The sequence below is a fragment of the Bradyrhizobium sp. URHC0002 genome (assembly GCF_054059515.1).
Window position 1 is genome coordinate 8,309,799 of sequence record NZ_JBSSCF010000001.1, and the last position, 21,377, is coordinate 8,331,175.

General features: G+C 57.1%; 13 protein-coding genes. 2 read left to right on the forward strand and 11 right to left on the reverse strand.

Annotated elements, in window-relative coordinates; all coding sequences use genetic code 11:
• Positions 1 to 21 precede the first annotated feature (21 nt).
• The 8 genes from ACVWVY_RS40155 to ACVWVY_RS40190 form a co-directional block, all read right to left on the reverse strand.
• Positions 22 to 1,518, reverse strand: coding sequence for a hypothetical protein (locus tag ACVWVY_RS40155; protein ID WP_456631556.1), 1,497 nt, complete (start codon positions 1,516 to 1,518; stop codon positions 22 to 24).
• Complete coding sequence (locus tag ACVWVY_RS40160; RefSeq protein WP_456631557.1) at positions 1,515 to 6,458, reverse strand: AAA domain-containing protein; 4,944 nt, start codon at positions 6,456 to 6,458, stop codon at positions 1,515 to 1,517. The genes ACVWVY_RS40155 and ACVWVY_RS40160 overlap by 4 nt, the downstream gene beginning before the upstream one ends.
• 621 nt (positions 6,459 to 7,079) lie before the next feature.
• Positions 7,080 to 8,882: an MIT C-terminal domain-containing protein gene (locus tag ACVWVY_RS40165; RefSeq protein ID WP_456631558.1), complete on the reverse strand. Its 1,803-nt coding sequence runs from the start codon at positions 8,880 to 8,882 to the stop codon at positions 7,080 to 7,082.
• A gap of 13 nt (positions 8,883 to 8,895) precedes the next feature.
• Positions 8,896 to 9,141: a DUF2188 domain-containing protein gene (locus tag ACVWVY_RS40170; protein ID WP_224944584.1), complete on the reverse strand. Its 246-nt coding sequence runs from the start codon at positions 9,139 to 9,141 to the stop codon at positions 8,896 to 8,898.
• Between the two features lie 20 nt (positions 9,142 to 9,161).
• Entirely contained in the window at positions 9,162 to 9,518 is a 357-nt protein-coding gene (locus ACVWVY_RS40175; protein WP_456631559.1) for a DUF6527 family protein, read from the reverse strand.
• Positions 9,515 to 10,924: a ThiF family adenylyltransferase gene (locus tag ACVWVY_RS40180; protein ID WP_456631560.1), complete on the reverse strand. Its 1,410-nt coding sequence runs from the start codon at positions 10,922 to 10,924 to the stop codon at positions 9,515 to 9,517. Before ACVWVY_RS40180 ends, ACVWVY_RS40175 begins: the two co-directional genes overlap by 4 nt.
• Positions 10,921 to 11,298 carry an E2/UBC family protein gene (locus ACVWVY_RS40185; protein WP_456631561.1) on the reverse strand — a complete coding sequence of 126 codons (378 nt, stop codon included), beginning with the start codon at positions 11,296 to 11,298 and terminating at the stop codon, positions 10,921 to 10,923. Before ACVWVY_RS40185 ends, ACVWVY_RS40180 begins: the two co-directional genes overlap by 4 nt.
• Positions 11,276 to 11,803, reverse strand: a complete 528-nt coding sequence (locus ACVWVY_RS40190; protein WP_456631562.1) for a multiubiquitin domain-containing protein — start codon at positions 11,801 to 11,803, stop codon at positions 11,276 to 11,278. The genes ACVWVY_RS40185 and ACVWVY_RS40190 overlap by 23 nt, the downstream gene beginning before the upstream one ends.
• A gap of 111 nt (positions 11,804 to 11,914) precedes the next feature.
• Here ACVWVY_RS40190 and ACVWVY_RS40195 point away from each other — a divergent pair, with 111 nt between their 5' ends.
• Together ACVWVY_RS40195 and ACVWVY_RS40200 are read left to right on the forward strand one after the other, a co-directional pair.
• Positions 11,915 to 13,024 carry an AAA family ATPase gene (locus ACVWVY_RS40195; RefSeq protein WP_456631563.1) on the forward strand — a complete coding sequence of 370 codons (1,110 nt, stop codon included), beginning with the start codon at positions 11,915 to 11,917 and terminating at the stop codon, positions 13,022 to 13,024.
• A gap of 51 nt (positions 13,025 to 13,075) precedes the next feature.
• Positions 13,076 to 15,301, forward strand: a complete 2,226-nt coding sequence (locus ACVWVY_RS40200) for a S8 family peptidase (RefSeq protein ID WP_456631564.1) — start codon at positions 13,076 to 13,078, stop codon at positions 15,299 to 15,301.
• A 72-nt stretch (positions 15,302 to 15,373) separates the two neighbouring features.
• Here the strand turns inward: ACVWVY_RS40200 and ACVWVY_RS40205 are convergent, their stop codons facing one another.
• The 3 genes from ACVWVY_RS40205 to ACVWVY_RS40215 are packed head-to-tail and all read right to left on the reverse strand — an operon-like array spanning position 15,374 to position 21,175.
• Entirely contained in the window at positions 15,374 to 16,531 is a 1,158-nt protein-coding gene (locus ACVWVY_RS40205) for a GIY-YIG nuclease family protein (protein ID WP_456631565.1), read from the reverse strand.
• On the reverse strand, positions 16,531 to 18,450 hold the full coding sequence (locus ACVWVY_RS40210; protein ID WP_456631566.1) for a DEAD/DEAH box helicase: 1,920 nt from the start codon (positions 18,448 to 18,450) through the stop codon (positions 16,531 to 16,533). The genes ACVWVY_RS40205 and ACVWVY_RS40210 overlap by 1 nt, the downstream gene beginning before the upstream one ends.
• The gene (locus tag ACVWVY_RS40215) at positions 18,443 to 21,175 is read right to left on the reverse strand and encodes a DNA methyltransferase (protein ID WP_456631567.1); all 2,733 of its coding nucleotides are present in this window, start codon (positions 21,173 to 21,175) and stop codon (positions 18,443 to 18,445) included. Before ACVWVY_RS40215 ends, ACVWVY_RS40210 begins: the two co-directional genes overlap by 8 nt.
• Positions 21,176 to 21,377 lie beyond the last annotated feature (202 nt).

Sequence of the window (21,377 nt, forward strand, 5' to 3'; positions counted from 1 at the left end):
TTTGGGATTTCAAGCCAAAATTCAGCTCTCTGCGATCTCCTCAATTGGGATTGGCGACAAGGGCGCGACCAGATTTCGCATCAACGTATCACCCAGCTTGAACGACTCCGCGTTCGCTTCCAGTAGTTGGCCTGCCCTGGCTAGTACGCGCGGATCGAAGCTGGCGAAGCCAAGTGGTACCGGGAGGCCCGATGGCGGGCCGATCGGCGCGTGGACGGTCGCGGCGACGAAGGCACCAGGAACCAGTAGCATTTCGAAGCCGCTGGGAAATACCTTGACACTTGCCCCTTGCTCTCGCGTGAAAGCCTCTCGAACCCACCGCTCTGAACGGACGGCGGTTAACGCGATGGTTTCGACATTTTGGCGAACAGCAAGGTCTTCGTTCGTGCGCATGACCCTTTCGCGGAACTGCTCTATGGCTTCGGCCATGATAGTGGTGCTTCCCCAAAGCGGCACTTGGGGAACCACCCAGTAAACGGCCGCCGCCGCATGGCGCGTCTTGCGCAGGCCGTAGTTCGCAACGTCGAAAAGCCGGCGTGCATTTTCCATTGTGAAAAGGCTGCCGACGATAGGGACAGTCTGACGGTCGGCGCGGACATCGCCATGGCTCGTGAATGCATTTCTGTAGAAACGCTGCACGTTCAATCCGTCACGGCGTGTCCATTCCTTGAGATATTCTTTGGCGAGTTCGACCAGGAGCTGATAGGCCGCGCCGTCGTCCTCGCGCCTCGCGACAGACATGCGCTCAACCATCTCCGCAACTGCACTCCCCACGGCCTCCCGATCGGAGAGCTCGTAGTCGGACTTCCACTCGGAGAGGTCGATATCAGGCTGAGTCGGCTTCAGGCCGGTGGAAACAAGACGGACACGTACCAGCGTCGAGAAACGCTCTTCGGCGACTACGCTGTCGATCGAATAAAGCGCGCGTCGTACGGTCGAGGTCGCATCAATCTTCTGCGCGAATTCGCGGAAAAAGCGGCGGAACGAGGACGGCACCCGCTCCGTTGCCGAACTCACCTGCACCGCGTCTGCTAAGGGCATTTCTGGAAGGTTACGCTCGAAATAGCTTAGAAATTTTCTTTCCGCAGGAGCGAGCGAGATCAGGTCGAAACCAACGCGTGCTGTTTTGCGCTCCACCTCATAGATAAGGGGTTCCTCGACGCCGGGTTGAAAGAGGGAAAGCCCCGTTGATGTCAGGCTGATGCGACCGTCAACGCGGAGAACATAGTTGGCGTCCTCGACCTCGTGCAGCACATACGCCATTTCGCGCCGGCTGTAGCCGAAGAAGGACTGAACGGCTTCCTCCGTGCAGCTTTCCATAGCACGGACAAAGCGAAGAAGGAATTCCGCAGTCACCGAAACCTTTCCGACATCGGCGACCTTGTGCTCGACGATGAACCGACGACACGGAAGTGAAAGATCGAGTATGGCCAGTTGCAGCGGGCCGTCCTCGGTCTCGTCGATAAGCCCCTCGCGCACGGACGCGATCGTCAATGTACGGCGCGGCTTGTTCGTCATCGAACTGTCTCCAATGCGCGGTCGCTCGCAATGTCTAGCGGGGCCGCCTCGAGCCCATTTTCTATCAAGGCTGCAGCGTTGACTTTATTTGCATGGCCCGCCTCGATGTTGCGCGAAAATGCTTTCGCGATCCGGTTCATCGGGCCATCCTCTTGCCATCTGGTCAGACTGCCAACGAGGACCAGCCGGTCCATCGCGCGACTGATCGCAACGTTGATCCGGTTGGGCTTTGCCAAGAACCCTGGGCGAATGGTCTTCGTACCGTTCTGGAGAGCGCCGTCCCAGTTGTTGCGGACGAGTGAGACGATAACGATTGGATTCTCCTTGCCCTGATAGCTGTCGATCGTGTCCACCTTGAGGGCGGCGCGCAGCGAAGGCAGAATCGGCGCCTGAGCAATTTTGCGCCGGACAAGATCCCTCTGGGCGGAATATGCACAGATAACACCGATCGCGTGCGCATGGGATTTTTGCAGCTCGAGCCACTCCAAGAACGGCTGGCATTCACCCCACCGCTTCAAGAGGGTCACGATTACATCTGCCTCAACTGTGTTTGTCAGGCTCCTGCGATTATTGGGGTCAGCCTGTTTGGCCCGTTCGCCGAAGGATGTTGTATCGAACCAGGTGACGGCCGCGTTCAGGTCCGGGGGAAGAGAATTCGCGTCGATGATTGGCGTCGGCCGGCCGTGCTCGAGTCGACCGTCATAGAATGAGTTAGATACGATCTCTCCAATTGGGGGAAGCATGCGATACTGCCGCCGAAGAGTTTGTCCGGCGGCAGTACCATACGGCGTTTCGAAGATACGATCGAAATCGCTTCGGGCGACTTCCGCCACGCCCACCCCTAGGCGCTCGGCAACTTCGTCCACTACCGATTCCGGGTGTTGCGGCTCAAGTTGCTTGTGGTCGCCCACCAATACCACCCACGCACCGGCCTGGATCGGTACCGCAAGCTCGCTGGCGGTGCACCGTGCCGCTTCATCGACGATGACCAAGTCGAAGGGCGTTGAAGTCAAGCCCAACGCCGACCGGCCGAGGCCCACGCACGTCCCTGCAACGATCTGACGCGTGCCGGCAAGGAAGGTTTCGAAGCTTCGTTGCTGGGTCGAGACGGTGCCCACGAAGTCGCGCGCGAGCGCAGCAGCCATCTGGAACCTGGCGACACGATCGGCGCTCGGTCGCACGTCGTGCGGCACCGACCTGAGGCACGCGCCGACAATCGTTGTGATAATCTCCTCAGTAGGGGTTTCCGCAGTCAGAACGTCACCAATACCAAGCGGCACGATCTGCTGGAAGATCGTCTCGCGTAGCGCGGTGATGCGCTGCGCTGAATTTTCCTCGTCTTGCAGAGCGGCAAGGCGGGCCGCAACTGGTTGCACCGCGAGTTCTACGTGCGTCAGCGCGTCGGTGAGACCCTCGGGAATGCCCAGCCCTTGGGCTGCGACGGCGAGGCGCTCGCGCATTTCGGCGCGGAATCTATCCTTCTGGAGTTGCTCGACGCGTTCGACATGGAAAGGCAACAATCGGTCGGAGACGACACCTTCACTGCCAACGCGTAGGATGCTGGGCACTTCGCCGGCGCGCGCGAATAACTTGAGTACCGCCTCGGCTGCATTATTGACGGCTTCGTGCGCTTGGCTCGCGAGAAGTACGTTACGGGCCAACCCTGACGTAAGGGCCGCGTGGACCAGTGCGGCGATGAAGACGGTCTTGCCCGTTCCAGGCGGACCTTGGACGAGGGCCAAAGGCCGTGTTGCGAGCACAGCCGACAACGCCTGCGCCTGCTGATCGTTCAGCTGGTATTGCTCCTTTAACTTTTCGACGGATTGGCGATCGGGCAGCATCTGGGGGCTTGAAGCAGTGCGAGAGTCGAGAATTTCGATCAGATTCCTAGTGCGTGACGTGCGGCCTACGATCCGCCTGACCGCCGCTTGGCGTCTATCAAGGCTGGTTTCCTCCATGCGGCTACGGAAGCGGAGTTCATCACCTTCATCGACCAGTGGTGGACCGCTTTTCTGGTCGGGCCGCATGCTCTCCAGGTACAGCGTATCTGGTTTTGAACGTTGCAGATCGAGCTGACCGACGGGCCGCCAATTTCCCTTGCGGTCCTTACGCTCGACCATGACGCGGTCACGACGATTGTAATCCAAGGAACCGCTCAGCAGGTCGAATTGGACCTTGTGGCGGTTGATATTCCTGTCGAAAGCGCTGTCCTCTGCGACCTGCCCGTAGGTCTCCAGCTCCCGCTCAGCGTCAACCAGCAGCTCCCACAGCCTTGCTACATCAACCTGCCCGCTTGGCGGTGGCTCGGCGGCGATTGCTTCGATGAGATCGTCTTCGGGCGGCTCGCCGGGAACGACGTCGCGTTCCTCTGCGAGTTGTTGGCTCGCCTCGGTAGTTTCGGGATCGGTCGCTTTCGGCCGCACAGGGGCCAAGGCCGCGACGACGTCCTCGCGCTCGAGCAATGGTTCCAAGTTACCCAGCGTAGTAGTCGGACCATCCTCGACACCGATGGCGGCCTCGAGCGCGCCGAATTCAAACCGCTGGTTAGACCTAATCCTCGATTGTTCAAGCCGGCGCCGGCTAAGCCGAACTGGCTTTCCGTCCGCATCGATTCTGATCTCGAGTTCCTCGCAGGCGCCGCGAATGACGAGCGCGCGTCCCGACTGCGCTCGCCGCAGAAAATAGCGGCCTTCGTCCGGAAGCAGCGGCCCTGCCTCTACGTGCGGGCTGGTTAACCGAATCATTTCAATGTTTTGGTCGTCCGCCTCATCGACCGTTAGTGCGTCGATCAACGGAAGCAAGGTTGCGTTCCGCGGCTCGTCAGTCCGCACCTTGTCAATCGCTTCTCGCACCCGAGAGGAAATCCTAGAATCGATCCCCACCAGCAGCTCTTCGGCAATAACCGTGACGGCGAAGCAATCCCTCTCATAACGGCCGCCGCTCTCAGGAGCATAGCGTGCGGTCACGGTGTCGCCGTCGTTAGCGGTGGAAAAGTCGATTAGGTCAACAATTACGGGGGCGCTAGGCGCTGCCGGATCGACAAGAATGTTGGCCGGTTTGAGGTCGCCGTGCGCAAAGCGAACGGCATGCAATTCCTCGACCCGCCGGGCAAGCGCCTCGATCAGCTCTAGACGTGCATCCTCGCTGAATTCCTCCGATCGCTCCTCTAGAACATGCGCAAGGTCGGGTAAATCGATCCATTCCTGGATCATGACGATCGCATCGCCGAGCCACATCGCGCCCAATACCTTCGCGCATCCTACCGGTTCGGCCGACGCGAGCTCGGCAAGCTGGTCCAGGAAGTCAAGGATGCGCGGACCCTCCTTACTCTGGTCTCCCCAAGACGCGCGCTTCCAAACCTTGATCAAGAGTTCGCGGCCGTCATTGCTTGTGCGCCACAAAGTGCGCGTCTCGTCGTCGCGAAGGATATTGGCTGGGGGATAAGCTTGGAAGAGCGCCATTTGGCTCTTGATGGCGCCTCGATGTCGCTCAAGTCCCTCAAGGACCTCCGCAGGGGTCGGCCGCACAGCGACAGCGGCGTTAAAGGCGGTCAGTGCTTCGCCTGCGTCCTTGAACCTCTGCATCGGATCGAGCGCCAGCGCCGACGCCAACCAATCGTGCAACTCGAGATAGTCGCAATTCTTGTCGGCCGAGTTGTCCCATTCGGGAAAGCCGCCCGATGATCCCGGGCTGGCGCCGAGAATGATGCGATGAATGACGGAGGCCGCAAGAAAAACGTCGCGCCTCTTTGGCGTTGTTTCAACTCCGAACACGTCCTCAGGCAGCTTGCCTGTCGACAGGAACTGAAACCGCGACTCCCCAAGCGAACGGATATCCCGATAGCTCGCTGCCATGAGGTGAGAAAGGCGCACCGTCGATGGTCGTTGTACCCATACGCTGTGCTGACCCAAATCGAGATGTGCCGCTTCGGCGAGGTGAAGCGCGTCGAGGGACGCGAGTAACTGGCGGGCCAACTCAATCCGATCGATGCGACTGAGGTCCGGCAGCTCGGTACTTGCGAAATCCGTGAGACGGTGAAGACGACGCCTGCGGTCGTAGACCTCCCAATACCTAACGCCAAAGTTCGGATCGCGGGTCTTGCCGTCGATGATGACGCTGTCGCATTGTTCGCAGCGATCTTGCAGGTAGGCGATGACCTCCTGCTCGCGGCCGGCAATCTCGCTGCGCCCTTCTTCGCTTTGGAAGCGTGTCTCTGCCTTGGAAAAGTCCCAGAGCCGCAGAACGCCAAGCGTGGGCGATTGCCGCTCGTCGCTTGCCTCGAATTCGGCGAAGATCCCCTCGGGATGCTCGAACACAGGTGCTGCCGATGTGGCGTAGAAGCCGCCGTAGGTACGACGCCCGGGCACAAAAACGCCCTTGCTTACGTTAAAGAACTTCGAAAGCCGATCCTTCCATTCCGCAGAGGTCAGCAAACCGGCAGGTGCTGCCTTGCCGAAAGTCTCGATTCGCTTGGGAATCGACTTGAGCGCCGATGTAAATGTCGCAACGGGCATCACCGCTTGACGTTCGGTTTCCGCGATTCCGCTAAGGTCGGTGACCTTCGTCAGTACCACTAGTCCCTGTACCTTTGGTACAATTACCTTGGACCCTTTTGCGTGACGCTTCAGGTGCGCTTCGAGCTGGATGAAGACGTTGCGTGCATTCGATGAGATTTTCGCCACCGGGGATGGGCCATGGTCCTTCCCGACGTTGAACCAATGCCCCTCGCGGCTTTCGATCGGTCCAAACCAATCTTTGAGATCGACTACAAGGATGCGATCGTCCGCCACAATGATGACGTCTATTTCGCGGCTCGAGCCGGGCGCAGTGGCCAGATCAAGGTTCGTGTAGGCAAACCAGTGGGGAGGAAGCGAGGCGAGGGTTTCGATCCCCTTGACCTCGCGCTCATGTATGCCGTTCCCGCAATTGATGATTTTCAAGCCGCCCCCCAGTCTTAACGCGCCCGAGATGAATATTAGCCTGAGTTCGGGGGAGGTAACAACTGCAGGCGACAATTCTGCTCACTCGCATTCGCCATTTGCTGGCTCCGCGTTGCGCTGCCTATTGGGACTGCCGATACCCCACATGAAGGGCGCTTTCATTGCGGTTCCGCAGCCAATCGGCTTCGATGGTCACAGAATGGGTCGTCTTCTTCGCAATTTGCGTAACGCAATCGATCACGGCGACGCAGGATAAGTCCTTGCAATATTTCGATCGACTCAGCCACAATTCTTGTGGGGTTCCGCTTTCATTGCTTCGAGTTGGAACGAGCTGTCCGAGATCACTTGGTCTGGCGAGATAACACTGCTCGAATCTGATCTACGATCAATCGGGATACGACTCGCAGATGAGTATTGCCTGCACCATCTGACGTCGTTGGGAACACTCAACGGCAGGTTTGCAATCTGCGATCCCCGCAGTCCTTCGCCAGATGCCGGTGCCGTGGCCGTGCCCGCAAGGTCTACAGGCGCATCAGCACCGAAGCGGGCCCCTCTCCGCGCTGAAACACAGGGCGCGGCCTGGCGTCGACTGGAGGCGGGGTAGACCGGAAATGATCTCCTTCACTCGCCCGCAGGGGCCCTGAAGACGTCCACTTTCGTTTCTAGACAGCGGCGCAGGTTCAGGTCCGTCGCGCCAACTGTGAACCAGCCATCGGGTTTTTGATAGAAATCCAAACCACGGCCGATCTTGATGATCCAGCCATTGTCGAGACGCACTTCACGATCATGCAGATTGGCGTTCAGCTCCACATTTAAAGCTACGTCATATTCCAGCAGACTCTGTTTCAGTTCGTCCAACTTATCGCGGACGTCGGCCATGTCGGTTTGCTGGTCATAGGACGTGATCAAGGTGATGGTTTGAACAGTCGACGCTTTGAGCGCCGTCTCGCAGAGTCGGACAAAATTTGCGATCTGGTGCGGCGCGCGTATGTAAGGATCCTCAACGACCATCGACTTGGCGCCCACTAGGTATGGGCCAAAAATCGTATCGTAAGAATGACCGGTGTCACCATAGCCGATGGTGTAGTGCCGATCGATTGGGCCGATTGGCTGTGGCGATGAAATCGCCGTGGGGATTTCGTCGGACGAAGGCGCCACAATGAATTTTTCCGCGGCGGATGGCTGGGCTGGTGCCGATGCGGGTTCGCCGGACTGCGCACTCATCTTTAGACGACGACGCGCGGGCTCCAGTGTCGCCGAGGCGTTCGCGCTTTCCGGGCAATGGACGACGATCTCTCGTCCGTCCTTGTCGATGTAGGACAGGTCGATCTTCGCGAACTCGTCGTCGGGCTTCCTCTTATTCATTTGCTCTTTGACGCGGCGGCGGCATTCTATGGCATAGGACACGTACTCGTCGAATTCGACATCGGTAGGCGAGTCAGCCGGATGCAGGATTTTCAAAAGTGCGGATAGGGTCTTCTTGATGCCCTTCTCGTCGCGCCCCTCCACGGCCGGGCCGAGCTTCAACCGCCTGCTGACCTCTTCGTAGCGATTGCTGTGCTTGAGTTGATAGTGGAACGCCTCCGCGAGGAAATCGGTGATGAGGCCGAACCGATCTGTGTTCAATACCGGCGCCAATGGTGCCAAACCGTTCACGATAACTTCCGGCTCGCGCCAGATGTTGATATCGCGAAAAGAGCCCAGGCTGTTGGTTATGAGAAAGCCGGTCTCGCCGTGAAAGATAGTCTGAACGCGGTGGCCTCTATGGACCAGATCGTCCCTGAACTGCCGTATTTTGAGGAACATAGGCGCGTGGCCCGCGTAACACTCTGCCAGCGGCATGGGCAGCCCGTATCTCTCGGCTATGTCTTCGGCTGCACGCATTTCGCTGCCGTGCAATGTCATATCGGCGAAGCTCTTCTTTAACGCCTTTTTCCGGATGGTCGTGTCGCGAAGAAGAATCGTCTCCCAAAGGTCCTTAATCACCTCCTGCAATAGATCGAAGACGCTTCGGCAAGTGAACAGGATATATTCTACCTCAGTGGCTGCTAATCGGCTCGAACCCTGCGATGCAGTGGCGGACGAATGAAAGATCGGAAGCTTAGCTAAGGACGCAGAAAGGTTGAATATATCGTCACCAATAGCTGAGAACCGCCTCATGACCGAGAGCGCATTCGCTGACTGAGCTAGGAAGTTTAGAAACTCACTGCAAAGGTCGTTCTCATTCTCAGGCTTTGCCGAAAAATAGAACGATTCAGCAGGCCATGCATGAACCTTGACGAAGCGGTCGGCTTGCTCCGTTTGCAGCCACATTTGCCAATCACTGCCGTCATAGAATAGCGTGCTTGCCAGAAAGCGACCGCTAAGATCGGCCTTCGTTAGGTATGGAATTTCGGATAATGGTACTATTGAGCCAAAGTTCATGCTGACACCAAGACTAACCCTTGGACTTACGCGGATCGGCGCTACGCGGAAAAGTCCGCTCTTCCTGATAGCCTCCCGAAATTTTCTCGATTTTCACCGAGCCGCCTTCCTTGCCAAGTGAGCGTGCCAATACGCCGCCAGCCGTGGCTTCAGCCTTGGTATCGAACGCTTTGACAAAGGTGTGGGTCTTATCTTGCTTGAGTTCCCATCTATCGCGGTTGTCGTTGTGCGAAAGGGTGTATTTTCGAAGTTTCGTCATCGCGGTCTCCTCGGGTTGAACTAGCGTGGACTACCGGTCCACTCGACATCGCCGCGTTTGATCCAGAAGTGGGACAAACAACCGGCAAGCTGATTGACCGAAGGCGATATGGTTGGCCGCTGCAGCCAATCAACTACGACCGACCATGATGGCCGTCGCTCCTTCTGTAAGGACAATGCAATCTTCTGGCCGCATCCGCATGGGCATTTGAAGCAGGCCCATTTGGTGAAGCCGCCTGAACGGACCACAACAAGATCATCGTCGGCTAGCTCGGCAACGGTCGGGTGTTGTTCAGAGTAGCGCGCCAGATAGCGCGGCTTCTTGACAAGGCCGAGCCAAACGAGAAACAGCAGAATGGTGCGGAGGATTGCGTTCATCCGACAAGATCCAGGAACGGTTCAGCATCGGCCATGCCCCAATAGAGCTTGCTGGCGCAGATGGGGCAGGTATTCCGCGGCGAGGCCGAGGTGGCTCTATCTTCACAAAAGAGAAAGCGCCGCCGATGCTCGCTGCCCATTTCGCGCTTCCGGTAGCCTACGATGCGGTTCAGAAGTTCGTTTACGGCCATGCACGCGACCTCGGTGGTGAACGTGACCACGGCGGGGTTCGGATTGCCTTCACCCCTGACGTAGGCTTCGCGCTTTTGACGATCGTACTCTGTTGGATTGCGCCTCCGCAGATCCTCTTCTCGGGCCAGTTCGGTATCTACCGCATCGCGGCAGAGCAGACAGGTCTCGGGGGGCAGAATGGTTGTGACCCGGGCCGAGATGTCCGCCATGCCCACGGCGGGCGGTCTAGCGACAGCCATCGCCAGCCCCATGTCGATGACGGGGATGAAATAGAAGTAGGCCAACCGGTTGAGGAAGATGCGACCGGCGTTGTCGTCGGTGCAACAAAAGATGACATCACAGGATTTAAGCGCGTCCCGCACGTGAGGCGCGTTGGCCCAGCCCTTGAGGGGCACAACCCGAACACCTAACCCCATTCGGGCGATTTCGCGGGCGGCGATGTCCGCCTTGCCCATCATGGCGTCGGCATCTGACTGAGTGGCACCATGGAGCCGGTTCAGATTGGTTGGCTCAACAATATCGTCGTCCACGACAACAATCTGTCCGGCGCCGGCTCTTGCTACCAGCATGGCGGTCGCGCTGCCGGTGCCGCCCGCGCCGATGATGCCAATCCGCAACGCTTTGAGTTGCGCCATGAGGGATGGCCCAAAGGCCAGCACTTGTCGCGCGAATACCTCGGAAACGGGAGAGGACGCGGCGGGGAAGTGAAACCGGAAGCGCTCACCGAAGACCGCCACAGATTTGCAGTCGGCTTTGTGCTTGGGAAACTGCCAAACGCGGGCACGGATGCCGCCGTCTTCATAGAAGAGAATGCTGACCAACTTGGCGGAAGGGCCGTTTCGGTTGCAGGCGGTCCTCAGCAATTCCGTTTCATTCACGTCGTCCTGTTCGGAGAAGTCCTGCGGGCCACGGGGATGGCAGTGAGCGATGCCGAGCACGAGTTCCTCGCGCTGGCATCGTTGCAGGAGGGCCACAAACCCCTTCGTGCCCCAGGTCACGTGCTGGGCGCTGGACGAAACCCTGTCTTCCGCCGGAATCGGGATGATCTCGCGCACCACCAACTTGGTTCGCGACCGTCGCTCCCAAGGGTCGCCCGCGATTTTGCATTCGCGCATCAGCACATAGGCGGCGCCTTCCACGTCTTTCACAGCAAACAACTGATCGCGCAGCTCGGCTTCCTGCTGCTCGATGAAAACGAGATTAAAGTTACTCACGCTGCCGCCTCCAGTGCCGTATCGATGCGCCTGAGCATGGTCCAGATGCCGTCAACGCCGGGCCGCCACTGGTCGTTATGACGTGACCAGCGCTGCCAACGGCGGTTTTGGAAATCGTGCGCTTGGTCAGCGGCGCGCGGATACTGCGCAGACCTGCAGAGCTTGATCCAAGGCATTGCAAAGAACATATCCGGCCGCACGTCCGGATACCCGGGCGGCAACAACACCAGGATATCGGCCTTGGTCTGATCAAAGCGGCCGGCCGGAAGGACGTAATCCCGGAAGATCACGCCCTTCTCGTTGCCGTCCACCTCCTCGAACGCGACGCCGCGCTCGACGAGGTATGCGCGATCACGAATGGGAAGGACTGCCATCACTGCCCTCCGTGGTATGTTTCATGACCGTGTAGAACCGCTCGACACCCTTTTCGGCCAAGTCTGCCGGGTGACCGCTCAAGACCTCCTTGTCGGGAGAGTTCTTGAACTCCTGCCAGACCGAGAACTGGGCCGGGTCCTGGCCGGCCAGCGCTAGCAACACTTCCCGGGTAATGGCAGCCTCGGGCCATTCCTGCTCCTTGCCGTCGATCTCGAAGCGATAATCGCGGTCACTCTTTGCCACGATGAACCGCTCCACACCCGGCTTGCGCAGGTCGGTAGTCTCATCAAGACCCAGACGTTCGAGGGTGCCGTTAGCGGGCCACTGCAGCACCGCGTACTCGTCGGCGGGTCGGCCGCCCGCCGCGTCGATGATTTGACGGCCGGTGGGCTCGGGGTCAGTCAGGCTCAGGGGACGAAACTGAAGGTCAGTTCCGGCGACCAGAATCTCAAATTTGCCCGGGTGGGGTGCGCCGTGGGCGCTGACTTCTTGATTTTGCAACATGTTCATATCCTTTGTCAGTTTGATTGGTATACTTTACAATAAGAAGATATCACTTGTCAATACGGCAAAATTGCTTTACAAAAGAGCCAACGAAAAACCGGAGAAAATAGCGTGCCCCTCGATCCCAAACACCTCATTGAACTCACTGACGCAGCGCTTTCGGCGGACTACACCCGCGTTCGCCGAATCGCCGGCAACCTTGCGCGCGAGCTCGCGAAGGCAGGCAATGAGGAAGCGGCAAAGGAGCTAAGAGCGTTGGTTCGGAAGCGCGGCGTGCCGCTGCGCGCCTCCGGCTATGTCGAGTCGCTTCCGGTTGACACAAAATCGCGCTTGCCGCTGGTCGAAGAACAGCCGTGGCCGCACAATCCAATTTTCTTGAATGAAACCGGGAATCGCGTCTTCCGCGACTTCCTCACCGATGTGCAACACGTCGATGAACTCAACGCCAAGGGCCTCGCTTCTCGGCTCAATCTCATGCTGTCCGGGCCTCCCGGCACGGGCAAGTCCTTGCTTGCCGGTCATATTGCAGCGAATCTCGGCCGACCATTTTACGTGGTGCGCCTTGATTCCGTGATCACGTCACTACTGGGTGACACCGGCAAAAACATCAGAACAGTTTTCGACTTCGTGCCGTCGAAGAACGCAGTGCTGTTCCTGGATGAGATGGACGCAATCGCCAAGCTAAGGGACGACAGGAACGAGCTAGGTGAGTTGAAGCGCGTGGTGAACACGGTCATTCAAGGCCTGGATTCGCTCGACCAGCACGCTGTTGTCATCGCTGCCACGAACCACGCGCATTTGCTTGATCCCGCAATATGGCGCCGCTTCCCGTACAAAATCGAGTTTGGCCCGCCGGAAGCTGAGGTGCGTGCAGACCTTTGGAAGCACTTCCTGTTTGAGGACAAGGATGGCGAGCAAATTGCCGATCCCCTTTCAGTCTTATCGGAAGGCCTGTCCGGCGCTGACATAGAAACCATCGCCCACAGCGCGCGGCGACACGCGCTGCTCGACAAGCGGGATCTCGATTACGGCGCAGTTGCACTCGCGGTTCTCAATTTCCGGGCAGGGCAGTCTTCTATGCCGCAACGGACACCGCTTGAACCTGACCAAAAAAAGCAACTCGCGTTGGGGTTGAAAGATAAGGTATCAGCAGCCAATATTGCACGTTTGCTCGGCGTAACTCGCCAAGCCGTGTACCAATACTTTAAGCAGGAGGAATAATCCGTGGCCGAGAGAGCGCCTCCTTTACTGAACCCGGTTCTGAGTCTGCAAATGGACCCAAAACCGGAGTCGCCCAGCGCGCGCGGCAAGGGCCAGCGAAGCGTCGTGGTCGCGCGCCTCCCAACCCAGCAAAGGGTCCTCGCTGCTTCAGCCCGCAGTCTGTTCAGTTCGCGAAGCGATCTCCCGTCATTTGCCGGCACGGCGCACCTTGTGGTGCGCATGTTCGCGGAGGATTCGTTGGCTCCCACGCATACGCCCGATGACCTCTTCAGCCCGGTCAACGGTTGCCGTCTCGTGGCGCCTTACCATGGCGGATACCTTATCGAGGCTGACCTGGAGCAGCTTGGTCGGCTTGCCCGCGCGATCGATAATCCCGTCAACTATCCGGTTCAGGCTGACATCTCACGCGTTGAGAGCCTGACGCCTTTCAGCCCAGCCGACCGCGCGCGGGGCCGATCAATTGACGATTTATGGCAGTCAGCGCCGGAAGAGGATGGCGCGCGCCTTTTTGTGGTTTGGCTTGCACCGTTTCGCACACGGCAGGCCCGCGAGCTCCTGCTAGAGCGAGTCGAGATGCTCTCGCAGCAACAAATTCTGCTGCCGACATTCCCTCACACGAGGCTGCTTCCTGGCCCCACCGGCCCCGCGTTGCCCGGTTCGGTTGATTCTTCGCGAGAGGTAGCTTCTGCGCAGCGACAGTCTGGCATCGCTCGCGCGATGCGCAACTACCGCAACACGGGAGTCGGTCGTGGAACTGTGCGCATCGCGACCCGCGAGGCCCTCTTCGAGTTGCTAGCCTCGGGGGCATCCTACCGGATCGATCCGGTGCGTCCTATCAGGGTTGCTGCGCCCGGCGAAGGTGCTCATCCCACCACGCCGGTTAACGTGGCTGACGCCCCGATTGTGGGTGTGGTCGACGGTGGCCTTCATGCACCGAGTTATGCAGGTGCGGAAGCGTGGCGCGCGCGCAAGTTCGTCACCGATGCACAGGCGGACCGTGTTCACGGTAGCGCCATCAGCTCGCTGGTCGTTCAAGGGCATGCTTGGAACACAAACCGTGTCTTACCTGATCTCGACTGCCGTATCGGAACCGTGCAGGCTGTTCCCGCGCGCAACACCAATGCTAGGATCGACGAACTAGACCTCATCGACCACCTTGCCGACGTTATGCGGACCCACCCGGATACAAAGGTCTGGAATATTTCTGCCAACCAACCTGGTGCTAGCCCGGACGCGGTGAGCCTGCTTGGCCACGAACTGGCCACCCTAAGCCGCCACTTCGGCGTTCTACCGGTCGTATCGGTCGGCAACGTATCTTCGGCGGGTACAACTCGGCCTGAGCCGCCGGCTGACTGTGAAGCAGCGATCGTGGTTGGTGGCCGACAAGCAGATGCGGGCGGCAGCCCTGCAGGGCCTTGTCCTCGCTGTCTTGGCGGGCCGGGTCCCGACGGCATGCTCAAGCCGGATGTATCCTGGTTTTCTGAGCTTCGGATGATCGGCGGTGTCACCGATACCGGCAGCAGTTATCCGACGACGCTGGTGTCGTCGCTGGCGGCGCATACGTTCGCCAACCTCCGCAACCCGACGCCTGATCTCGTGAAAGCGCTCCTGGTGAGTGCGAGCGAACTCGATGAGCACCACCCGCAACTCGGGTGGGGAACGCCGTACCAGGGAACTATGCCGTGGACATGTGCGCCGGGCACCGTGGCGCTAACCTGGACGGCTCAGCTGCAGCCAGGAACGGCGTACTACTGGACCGGTATCCCGATTCCGCCGGAGATGATCCATAACGGCAAACTGCTCGGCCGGGCGAGCCTAACGGCCGTGCTCAAACCCGTTGTGTCGCCCTTTGCCGAAACCAACTACTTTGCTACGCGCCTCGAAACGTCGCTCTCGTACCAGCATCCAACGAAACAAGATGAGTGGAAGTCCCTGTTAGGCTCGATGATGGAGTCAACACTTCCCGAGAATGATGCGCGCGAGAATCTGAAGAAGTGGCAGCCGGTCCGTAGACATTCCCGGGATTTCGCGAAAGGCGGCGGCTTGGCCTTTTCCGGCAACCAACTCCGCCTGTATGCGCGCGTCTTCGCGCGCGATCTGTTCCAGTTCGGCTGGCAAACCAACAGCGATGTCGGCCCGCAGGAGGTAGCATTCGTGCTCACCTTGCGCGGTCCGGAGGACCAGCCGTCGATCTACAACTCGACGGCCCAGATGCTCGGCAACTTCGTTGAGAGCGCGGTGATTAACCAGGATATCGAGATCACCAACAATCCGTAAAATGGTGGGGCGGCCGGTCTCGAACCGGGCACAGATCTGTGAAACGGTTGTGAAACACCGTGCAGCGCTCAGTCACAGCCGAGCGACGATCTCCTGCCGATCTCCATCATACTCAAATTGGACAATCTCGCCGCTTATCACAAAATGGATGGCTTGCTCGATTACATCAAGCGGTGCAACGAACCACTCTCGCGGCACGTGGCGCTGGCCTGCACGGTCGAAGACGTCCACGGCCAAACACCATTTTCCAAAAAAGCGGTGAAGTAGCTGTTCTAGCGTCACCGGATTCATATTGTAGCATTTGAACGCGGTCACGATTGCCACTGGCGCCATCAAGAATGTCGGGTCCTGCGTGGCGTTCCTCACGCGCTCTTCAACGGCACCTCGGCAGAAACCTATCTTGAAAAGGTTCTGCATGTCGGCGATTTCGGGCCGCTCGCTCCGTGACTTCAACACGTAGATAAAACCGGTCTCCTGGTCTGAGTCAGAGATGGTGTCGAAGCCGTCGAGAAGATGGTCCTCATGTGCAGAAACTCGCCGCCCATCCTTGTAAAGCTCCGCCGCCAAGGAGCGCAGTAGCATGTCGGACTCGGTGCCGTTCTCGAATATGCAACGCAGCCGCGCATTGTTCTTGCCGCTGGTGATCTCGCGGTCGCCAACATCCGCAACATAAAGCAGTATACCCCTCAGAACGAAAAACAGGCCCTCATGAATTTGCTGTTCCTTGGCAAAAGGCCACAACTTCCGCTTTCCAGATCGAAGGTCCGCCTGACATTGAACCAACAGCGGCTCAAACTGCTCGAAATCCTCACATTGCTTACGGCTTGCGACATATTCAGGCATCGTCGTTTGTTTGGGAACGTGCTTCAAATCAAAAATCGAGTTGGTAGTATTGGCCAAAATGCCAAACTCGTCGTCCTCATAGACGTCCTGGATCGTTTTGATTTCCTTGACGTCCGCCAACAGGCCAAACTCATCGTATTCGCCAAGAGGGAGGACCTTAGCGGGGTCCCGGCGCATACCCTCTAGTCGACTGTAAAGACGATACTCCTGAACATTGTCTTGATTGGGCGCTGGCACCCGGTCGTGCGCTCGGATGAAGTCGTTAATTTCGCCGAATGATGCGACTAACCGGTCAGCCGATGAAGACGCACTTGCGCCTCTCGGCTTGACCTTCAACAAACCAAGATCATCGTCGGCAATGAGCGCTAAAAGCTTCTCCTTCTCCATCACAATCCCTGGGCTCTACGCTGTGCCTTTATAAAGATGAGCGCGTCGGCGAGCCTTCGTTCAAGCGGGTCGAGCGCAGTTAAGGCCGGTTCCTTGCCGTTCACGCGAAAAAAGGTCTTAACTTTCGGCCAGAGAAGAAGGGCTTCTTCCTCCGACATTTGGATGCGTGTGGACTCGATCGTCTCCTGGATCACCTTGAGAACGCGGCTTGTGACGGACTTCGATAGAATCTCAAAGGCTTTTTGAAAGGGGTTGATTGAATCAATCAAGTCGATGTGCAGGTCGTCGATATTCACGAACTGACCGGCCATCCTTATAAACCGCCGATCGCCTGTCTCTTTGATTTCACTATTCTTAATCACCGAGTCGACGACCACGTGCTGGCGCACTTGTTCGACCTCCGCGTCACTAAGGTCGGGATACTTGATCCTAATAATCTTTGGAATCATTACCTTGTTGATTACCTCGGGATCAACGTTCCCCGGCAACGCCTTTATCATCGTGTCGTCTTGGAGAATGACCGCCTTCAAATCGTTCAAGTCGGACTCGATAATTTGCCTCACCCGCTCCGTGCTAGGTTCCAGGAAGCCTTTAATCTTGATGCTGCCGGGCTCTTGTTCCTCGTCATCGAAGCGCTTCGTCTTGAAATTGAAATTCGGCGCAAGAACCTGTTCCATCAGGAGGGAACAGGTAATTGCTTTGAGCATGTTATTCACTGAAAGTCGGACGAGGTCGTCGTCGGCGTCGGGCTGCGCAATCAAATTTGTAAACTGCGCGTGGCTCTTGTTCGGACTATCGCGGGTGCACCGCCCGATGATCTGGATTATCTCGGTGAGCGAACCGCGATATCCAACCGTAAGGGCATGCTCGCAAAACGACCAGTCAAAGCCTTCCTTCGCCATCCCCAGGGCGATGATAAGATCCATATCGTCAGGGCGCTTAATCTGACGCAAATAGTCGACAATCTTGTCCCGCTCAACTGCGGTATCGTGAACGAGGTCAGCAATCTTGATTTCCCGTCCGTCCGTTCGACGCTTAACGAAGATAACACCCGTCATCGGGTCTTGGCGCACCACCTCTCCGATGCCATCGAGTATCGCATCAACCTCGTCGTGTTTTCGCTTCGTCGATTCGCCAGACTGCACACTTGGGATGTGCAAAATGGTCTTCTTGTTCGTATCCAAAACATCATGAATGGCAGTTGTGTAGCGTCCTTGGTAGAAGTGGTAGCCGATACCAAGTGACTTCAAATAAGTATAACCGTTCAGTTGCTCGTAATAATTATACGTCACCTTGGTAAAGCGAGCCTCGTCCTCGGGTCCAAGTATAGGCACGCTATCGCCACGAAAGTATGACCCCGTCATCGCAACAAGGTGGGCCGATGACTTGTCCATGATCGAACGCAACAACTCGCCTAGGCGACTTTCCGCGTCCACCGAGACGTGGTGAAATTCGTCGATGGCTAGCAGCACGTCATTGTACGCGCTTTCTTCCGTTGCCTCGAACGCGAAGCGCAATGTGGCATGAGTGCAGACTAGCACTCGCTCGTTACCAGCTAGAAATCGCTGGAAGGCCGCGACCTTGCTCTTGTCCCCACCCGGGGTGCAGAGGTTAAAAGCCGGACTAACAATCCAATCAGCAAAGAAGCCGTGCGTTGTAAGGTCCGTATTGTCGAACGATCCGCCGATTGATTTCTCGGGAACAGCGACAATGACTTTTTTGAGTCCCTGGTTGTGAAGCTTGTCGAGGGCTATGAACATGAGGGCCCGAGACTTTCCCGATGCCGGGGGAGCCTTCAACAGCAAGTACTGGGCGTCCCGCGCTTGATATGCGCGCTCCTGCATCTCCCGCATGCCCATCGGGCTAATCTTGGTGCTTTCGCCCGTCCGTGCGTAAGTTACGTGAACAATGTCAGGCATCGGCGGGTTCTTCCTTGGGCAGCGTCATTTTTTCATAGAGCCTCAAGAGAAATTCGAGGCGCTCCTCGTCCGTACCGAAGGGCTTTGCTCGGTAACAACGGTCTACGACGAGGTCCAGATCAGTGTGCGCTCGAAGAAGCGGCGCGGGCATCGTATCAGGATCATAAAGCGCTTCCATCGACGCCTCAGGATGATTTTCTCTCTCTTCCAAAATATTCAAGACGTTAGCCCGTATGCTCTTCTTTTGCTCTCCACTGATCGAAGGGATAGGAAACGTATTGTAGCACATCTCCGGTGTGTACCTTAGGCGAGTCTCAAACTTTCCGCCGATCGCCCTTATCCAGGCCATGTGCATGCGGGATGTCAGGAGTCCAAAGATGAAAGTGTCGCCGCCATAAACAACGTTGGCGAGATTGGTGATGACCAGCCCCCGACCGAAGAAGCCTATCGGGACGTAGCTTCTGCGCTCAGAGCTAGTTGACGGAACAACAATCGAGTCTTCCTCCTTTAAGCAGCGCTGTGCAAACTTATGCGGGATACGAGCGTAGCCGTTAGTGGTCTTGGCCTTCGACGCCATCCTAAACTTATGTACCTCGCTTATGCGCTCTCTAACTGGCGCAATCGCCTGCGCGGCTGCTAATTGATCGTCCTCAATCCACAGGCAAAACCGCTCTTTTCCTGTTATAAGTTCGTCTGTTCCGATTAACTTTCTAATTAACGGCCGACTCTCAGGGAAATGATCCGCAAGATGCTTTGCCTCTTCTGCGGAGAGAATGAGATGGCCGCCATCGCGCGCCATGTTCCCGATCACCATTTGGGGCAGGTCTGAGATCGATGTTGATGTCCTTCGTACGAAGACCGTGCGTCCGCCGGTGAGATAAGGGCTGATGTTTTCTACTTCCCGAACGGTGGTGCCTGAATGTAAGAACTTGGATCGATTACTGATTGTGCGTACTCCCACGATTACGCAGGTCACACCAGCATTTGATTTTGCGTTGTTCGACCATCGAAATGACTGATGGGCGAATCCTATCTCAAGGCCGCGCGCAAAAACACGAGGCCAGATGTAGGCAACTTGCTCGCCTTGGCTAACCGAGTTTGTAGAAACGAATGCGAACGAGGCCTCGGTCTCCTCAATGTAGTCGGCACCTTTTAAAATCCAGGCCGATATGTAGTCGCAGTCTTTGTATTCTTCGTGCCCTTCGAACACGTGACAAAGATCGGCCTTCTGCTCCTTGCTCTGATTTCTGGCGCCGATATACGGCGGATTACCCAGGATATATATTTCAGCTTCCGGGGCCTTCGGGCAGACTGTGTCCCATTCCAATTCTAGCGCGTTTCCAGCGACTATCTTTCCTCCCTCCCTGAGCGGCAGCGAAGGTCTGGTTTGGCCGAAGGTGTTTTTGAACGCTACATTCATTTGGTGCTCTGCGAGCCACAATGAAAGGATGGCAATCTCATGCGCAAAATCGTCAAGCTCGATTCCGAAAAACTGTGCCAAGGTCAATCCGGAAATTGGCAACGATTTTTGAGTGCTGATTTCCTGGAGCCTCTTGAATATTTCGATCTCTAATTTTCGCAGTTCTTTGTATGCAATAATCAAAAAGTTACCTGAGCCGCAGGCGGGGTCGAATATGCGAATTGTCCAAAGCCGTTCGATTAGCCGTTGAAGCCGCTTTTCGTCATCTTGGAATTTCTCGAACTCCCTATACAACTCGGTGAGCAAAAGAGGCTCGATCACCTTCATGATGTTGGTTACAGACGTGTAGTGCATGCCCATGCCGCCACGCTCGTCGGGATGCACGACGGCCTGCATCATAGACCCGAAGATGTCGGGGTTGATTTCAGACCAGTTTAGATCGCGGCCGCATTCAATCAGCATCTTTCGAGTTCGAGCACTGAATTGGGGGCAGCGCAGCGCCTGGGCAAAGAGCCCGCCGTTCACGTAGGGGAACTTCTTGAGATACGCTGGGAAGGTTGTGCGTGGGTCGTCGTTTAGTGGGTCCAGCAAAGTTCCAAGATGATGCAGGCTGGGCGTACCGCGCTCGGGTACATTGAGTACGTCGAATAGTCTGTCCAGATACGCGGCTAGATCGCTTGCGTCCGGCTGGGTGTGTGAAACGATGCTGTTGGTGAATAACTTGGGTTCGAAAATCTCAGTGTCTTCTGCGAAGAAGCAGAAAAGGATACGGGACAGAAATACGTTTAACTCGTGAAGCGATGCCGTGTCGCCATAGCGATCCGGGTTATCCTGGCGAATGAGGTCGTAAAGCTTCGCCATTTTCATGGCGGCTTTTACGTCGGCCTGACTCTCCGGCTTGGCTTGCGCCTTCTCCATACCTGCCCAAGGCAAGAAGAAGTCAAAATGGCGTGGCAGATCTTCTAAAGCGATATCGAGAGTGTCTTTGGTCTTACAGTCGTAGGCCAGGATCGTTTCAAAATCTGTAACGACAATAAAGCGCGGGGCCTGCTTTGTTATCGCCACTTCTCTTCGACGGGTGTCGATGAACCCATGTAGATCCTCATCAACGAGCGCACGGAAGTAGAGCTTCTTCTTCCAGAGGATTTCGCCTTCAACCTTCGAAAGATTGTACGAGCCCTGCTGGAGCCGCGTAATCGATGCTTTCGGTAAACCGTAGGCGGCAAGCAAATCATACACGAACGTCTCCCGAGACACGTTTCGTGCCAATTCCTGGACGTTTTGTTCAATTTGACCGATATTCATTGGCGACTTCAATGCTGTTTTTCAGATTTGGATAGGCAGGAAAGTTGTGGGTGGGTTCATGCGCCATTATGCCGTGATTTGCCGAGCCAAGACCAGACGGTTGCATTAGCTGTAGTCTAAAATGAGCGAGCCGGCGCTGCTCTCCAAGCGCGCAGAAAGCTCCATAGATCGACTAGTCTTTAAGTGGGGCCAAGCCCCTGAA

Coding starts and splice junctions, on each gene's coding strand:
- ACVWVY_RS40165 (WP_456631558.1), bottom strand. CDS start 8,882: ATGAACTTTGGCTCAATAGTACCATTATCCGAAATTCCATACCTAACG.
- ACVWVY_RS40190 (WP_456631562.1), bottom strand. CDS start 11,803: ATGTTGCAAAATCAAGAAGTCAGCGCCCACGGCGCACCCCACCCGGGC.
- ACVWVY_RS40185 (WP_456631561.1), bottom strand. CDS start 11,298: ATGGCAGTCCTTCCCATTCGTGATCGCGCATACCTCGTCGAGCGCGGC.
- ACVWVY_RS40200 (WP_456631564.1), top strand. CDS start 13,076: ATGGACCCAAAACCGGAGTCGCCCAGCGCGCGCGGCAAGGGCCAGCGA.
- ACVWVY_RS40155 (WP_456631556.1), bottom strand. CDS start 1,518: ATGACGAACAAGCCGCGCCGTACATTGACGATCGCGTCCGTGCGCGAG.
- ACVWVY_RS40205 (WP_456631565.1), bottom strand. CDS start 16,531: ATGGAGAAGGAGAAGCTTTTAGCGCTCATTGCCGACGATGATCTTGGT.
- ACVWVY_RS40210 (WP_456631566.1), bottom strand. CDS start 18,450: ATGCCTGACATTGTTCACGTAACTTACGCACGGACGGGCGAAAGCACC.
- ACVWVY_RS40175 (WP_456631559.1), bottom strand. CDS start 9,518: ATGAACGCAATCCTCCGCACCATTCTGCTGTTTCTCGTTTGGCTCGGC.
- ACVWVY_RS40170 (WP_224944584.1), bottom strand. CDS start 9,141: ATGACGAAACTTCGAAAATACACCCTTTCGCACAACGACAACCGCGAT.
- ACVWVY_RS40215 (WP_456631567.1), bottom strand. CDS start 21,175: ATGAATATCGGTCAAATTGAACAAAACGTCCAGGAATTGGCACGAAAC.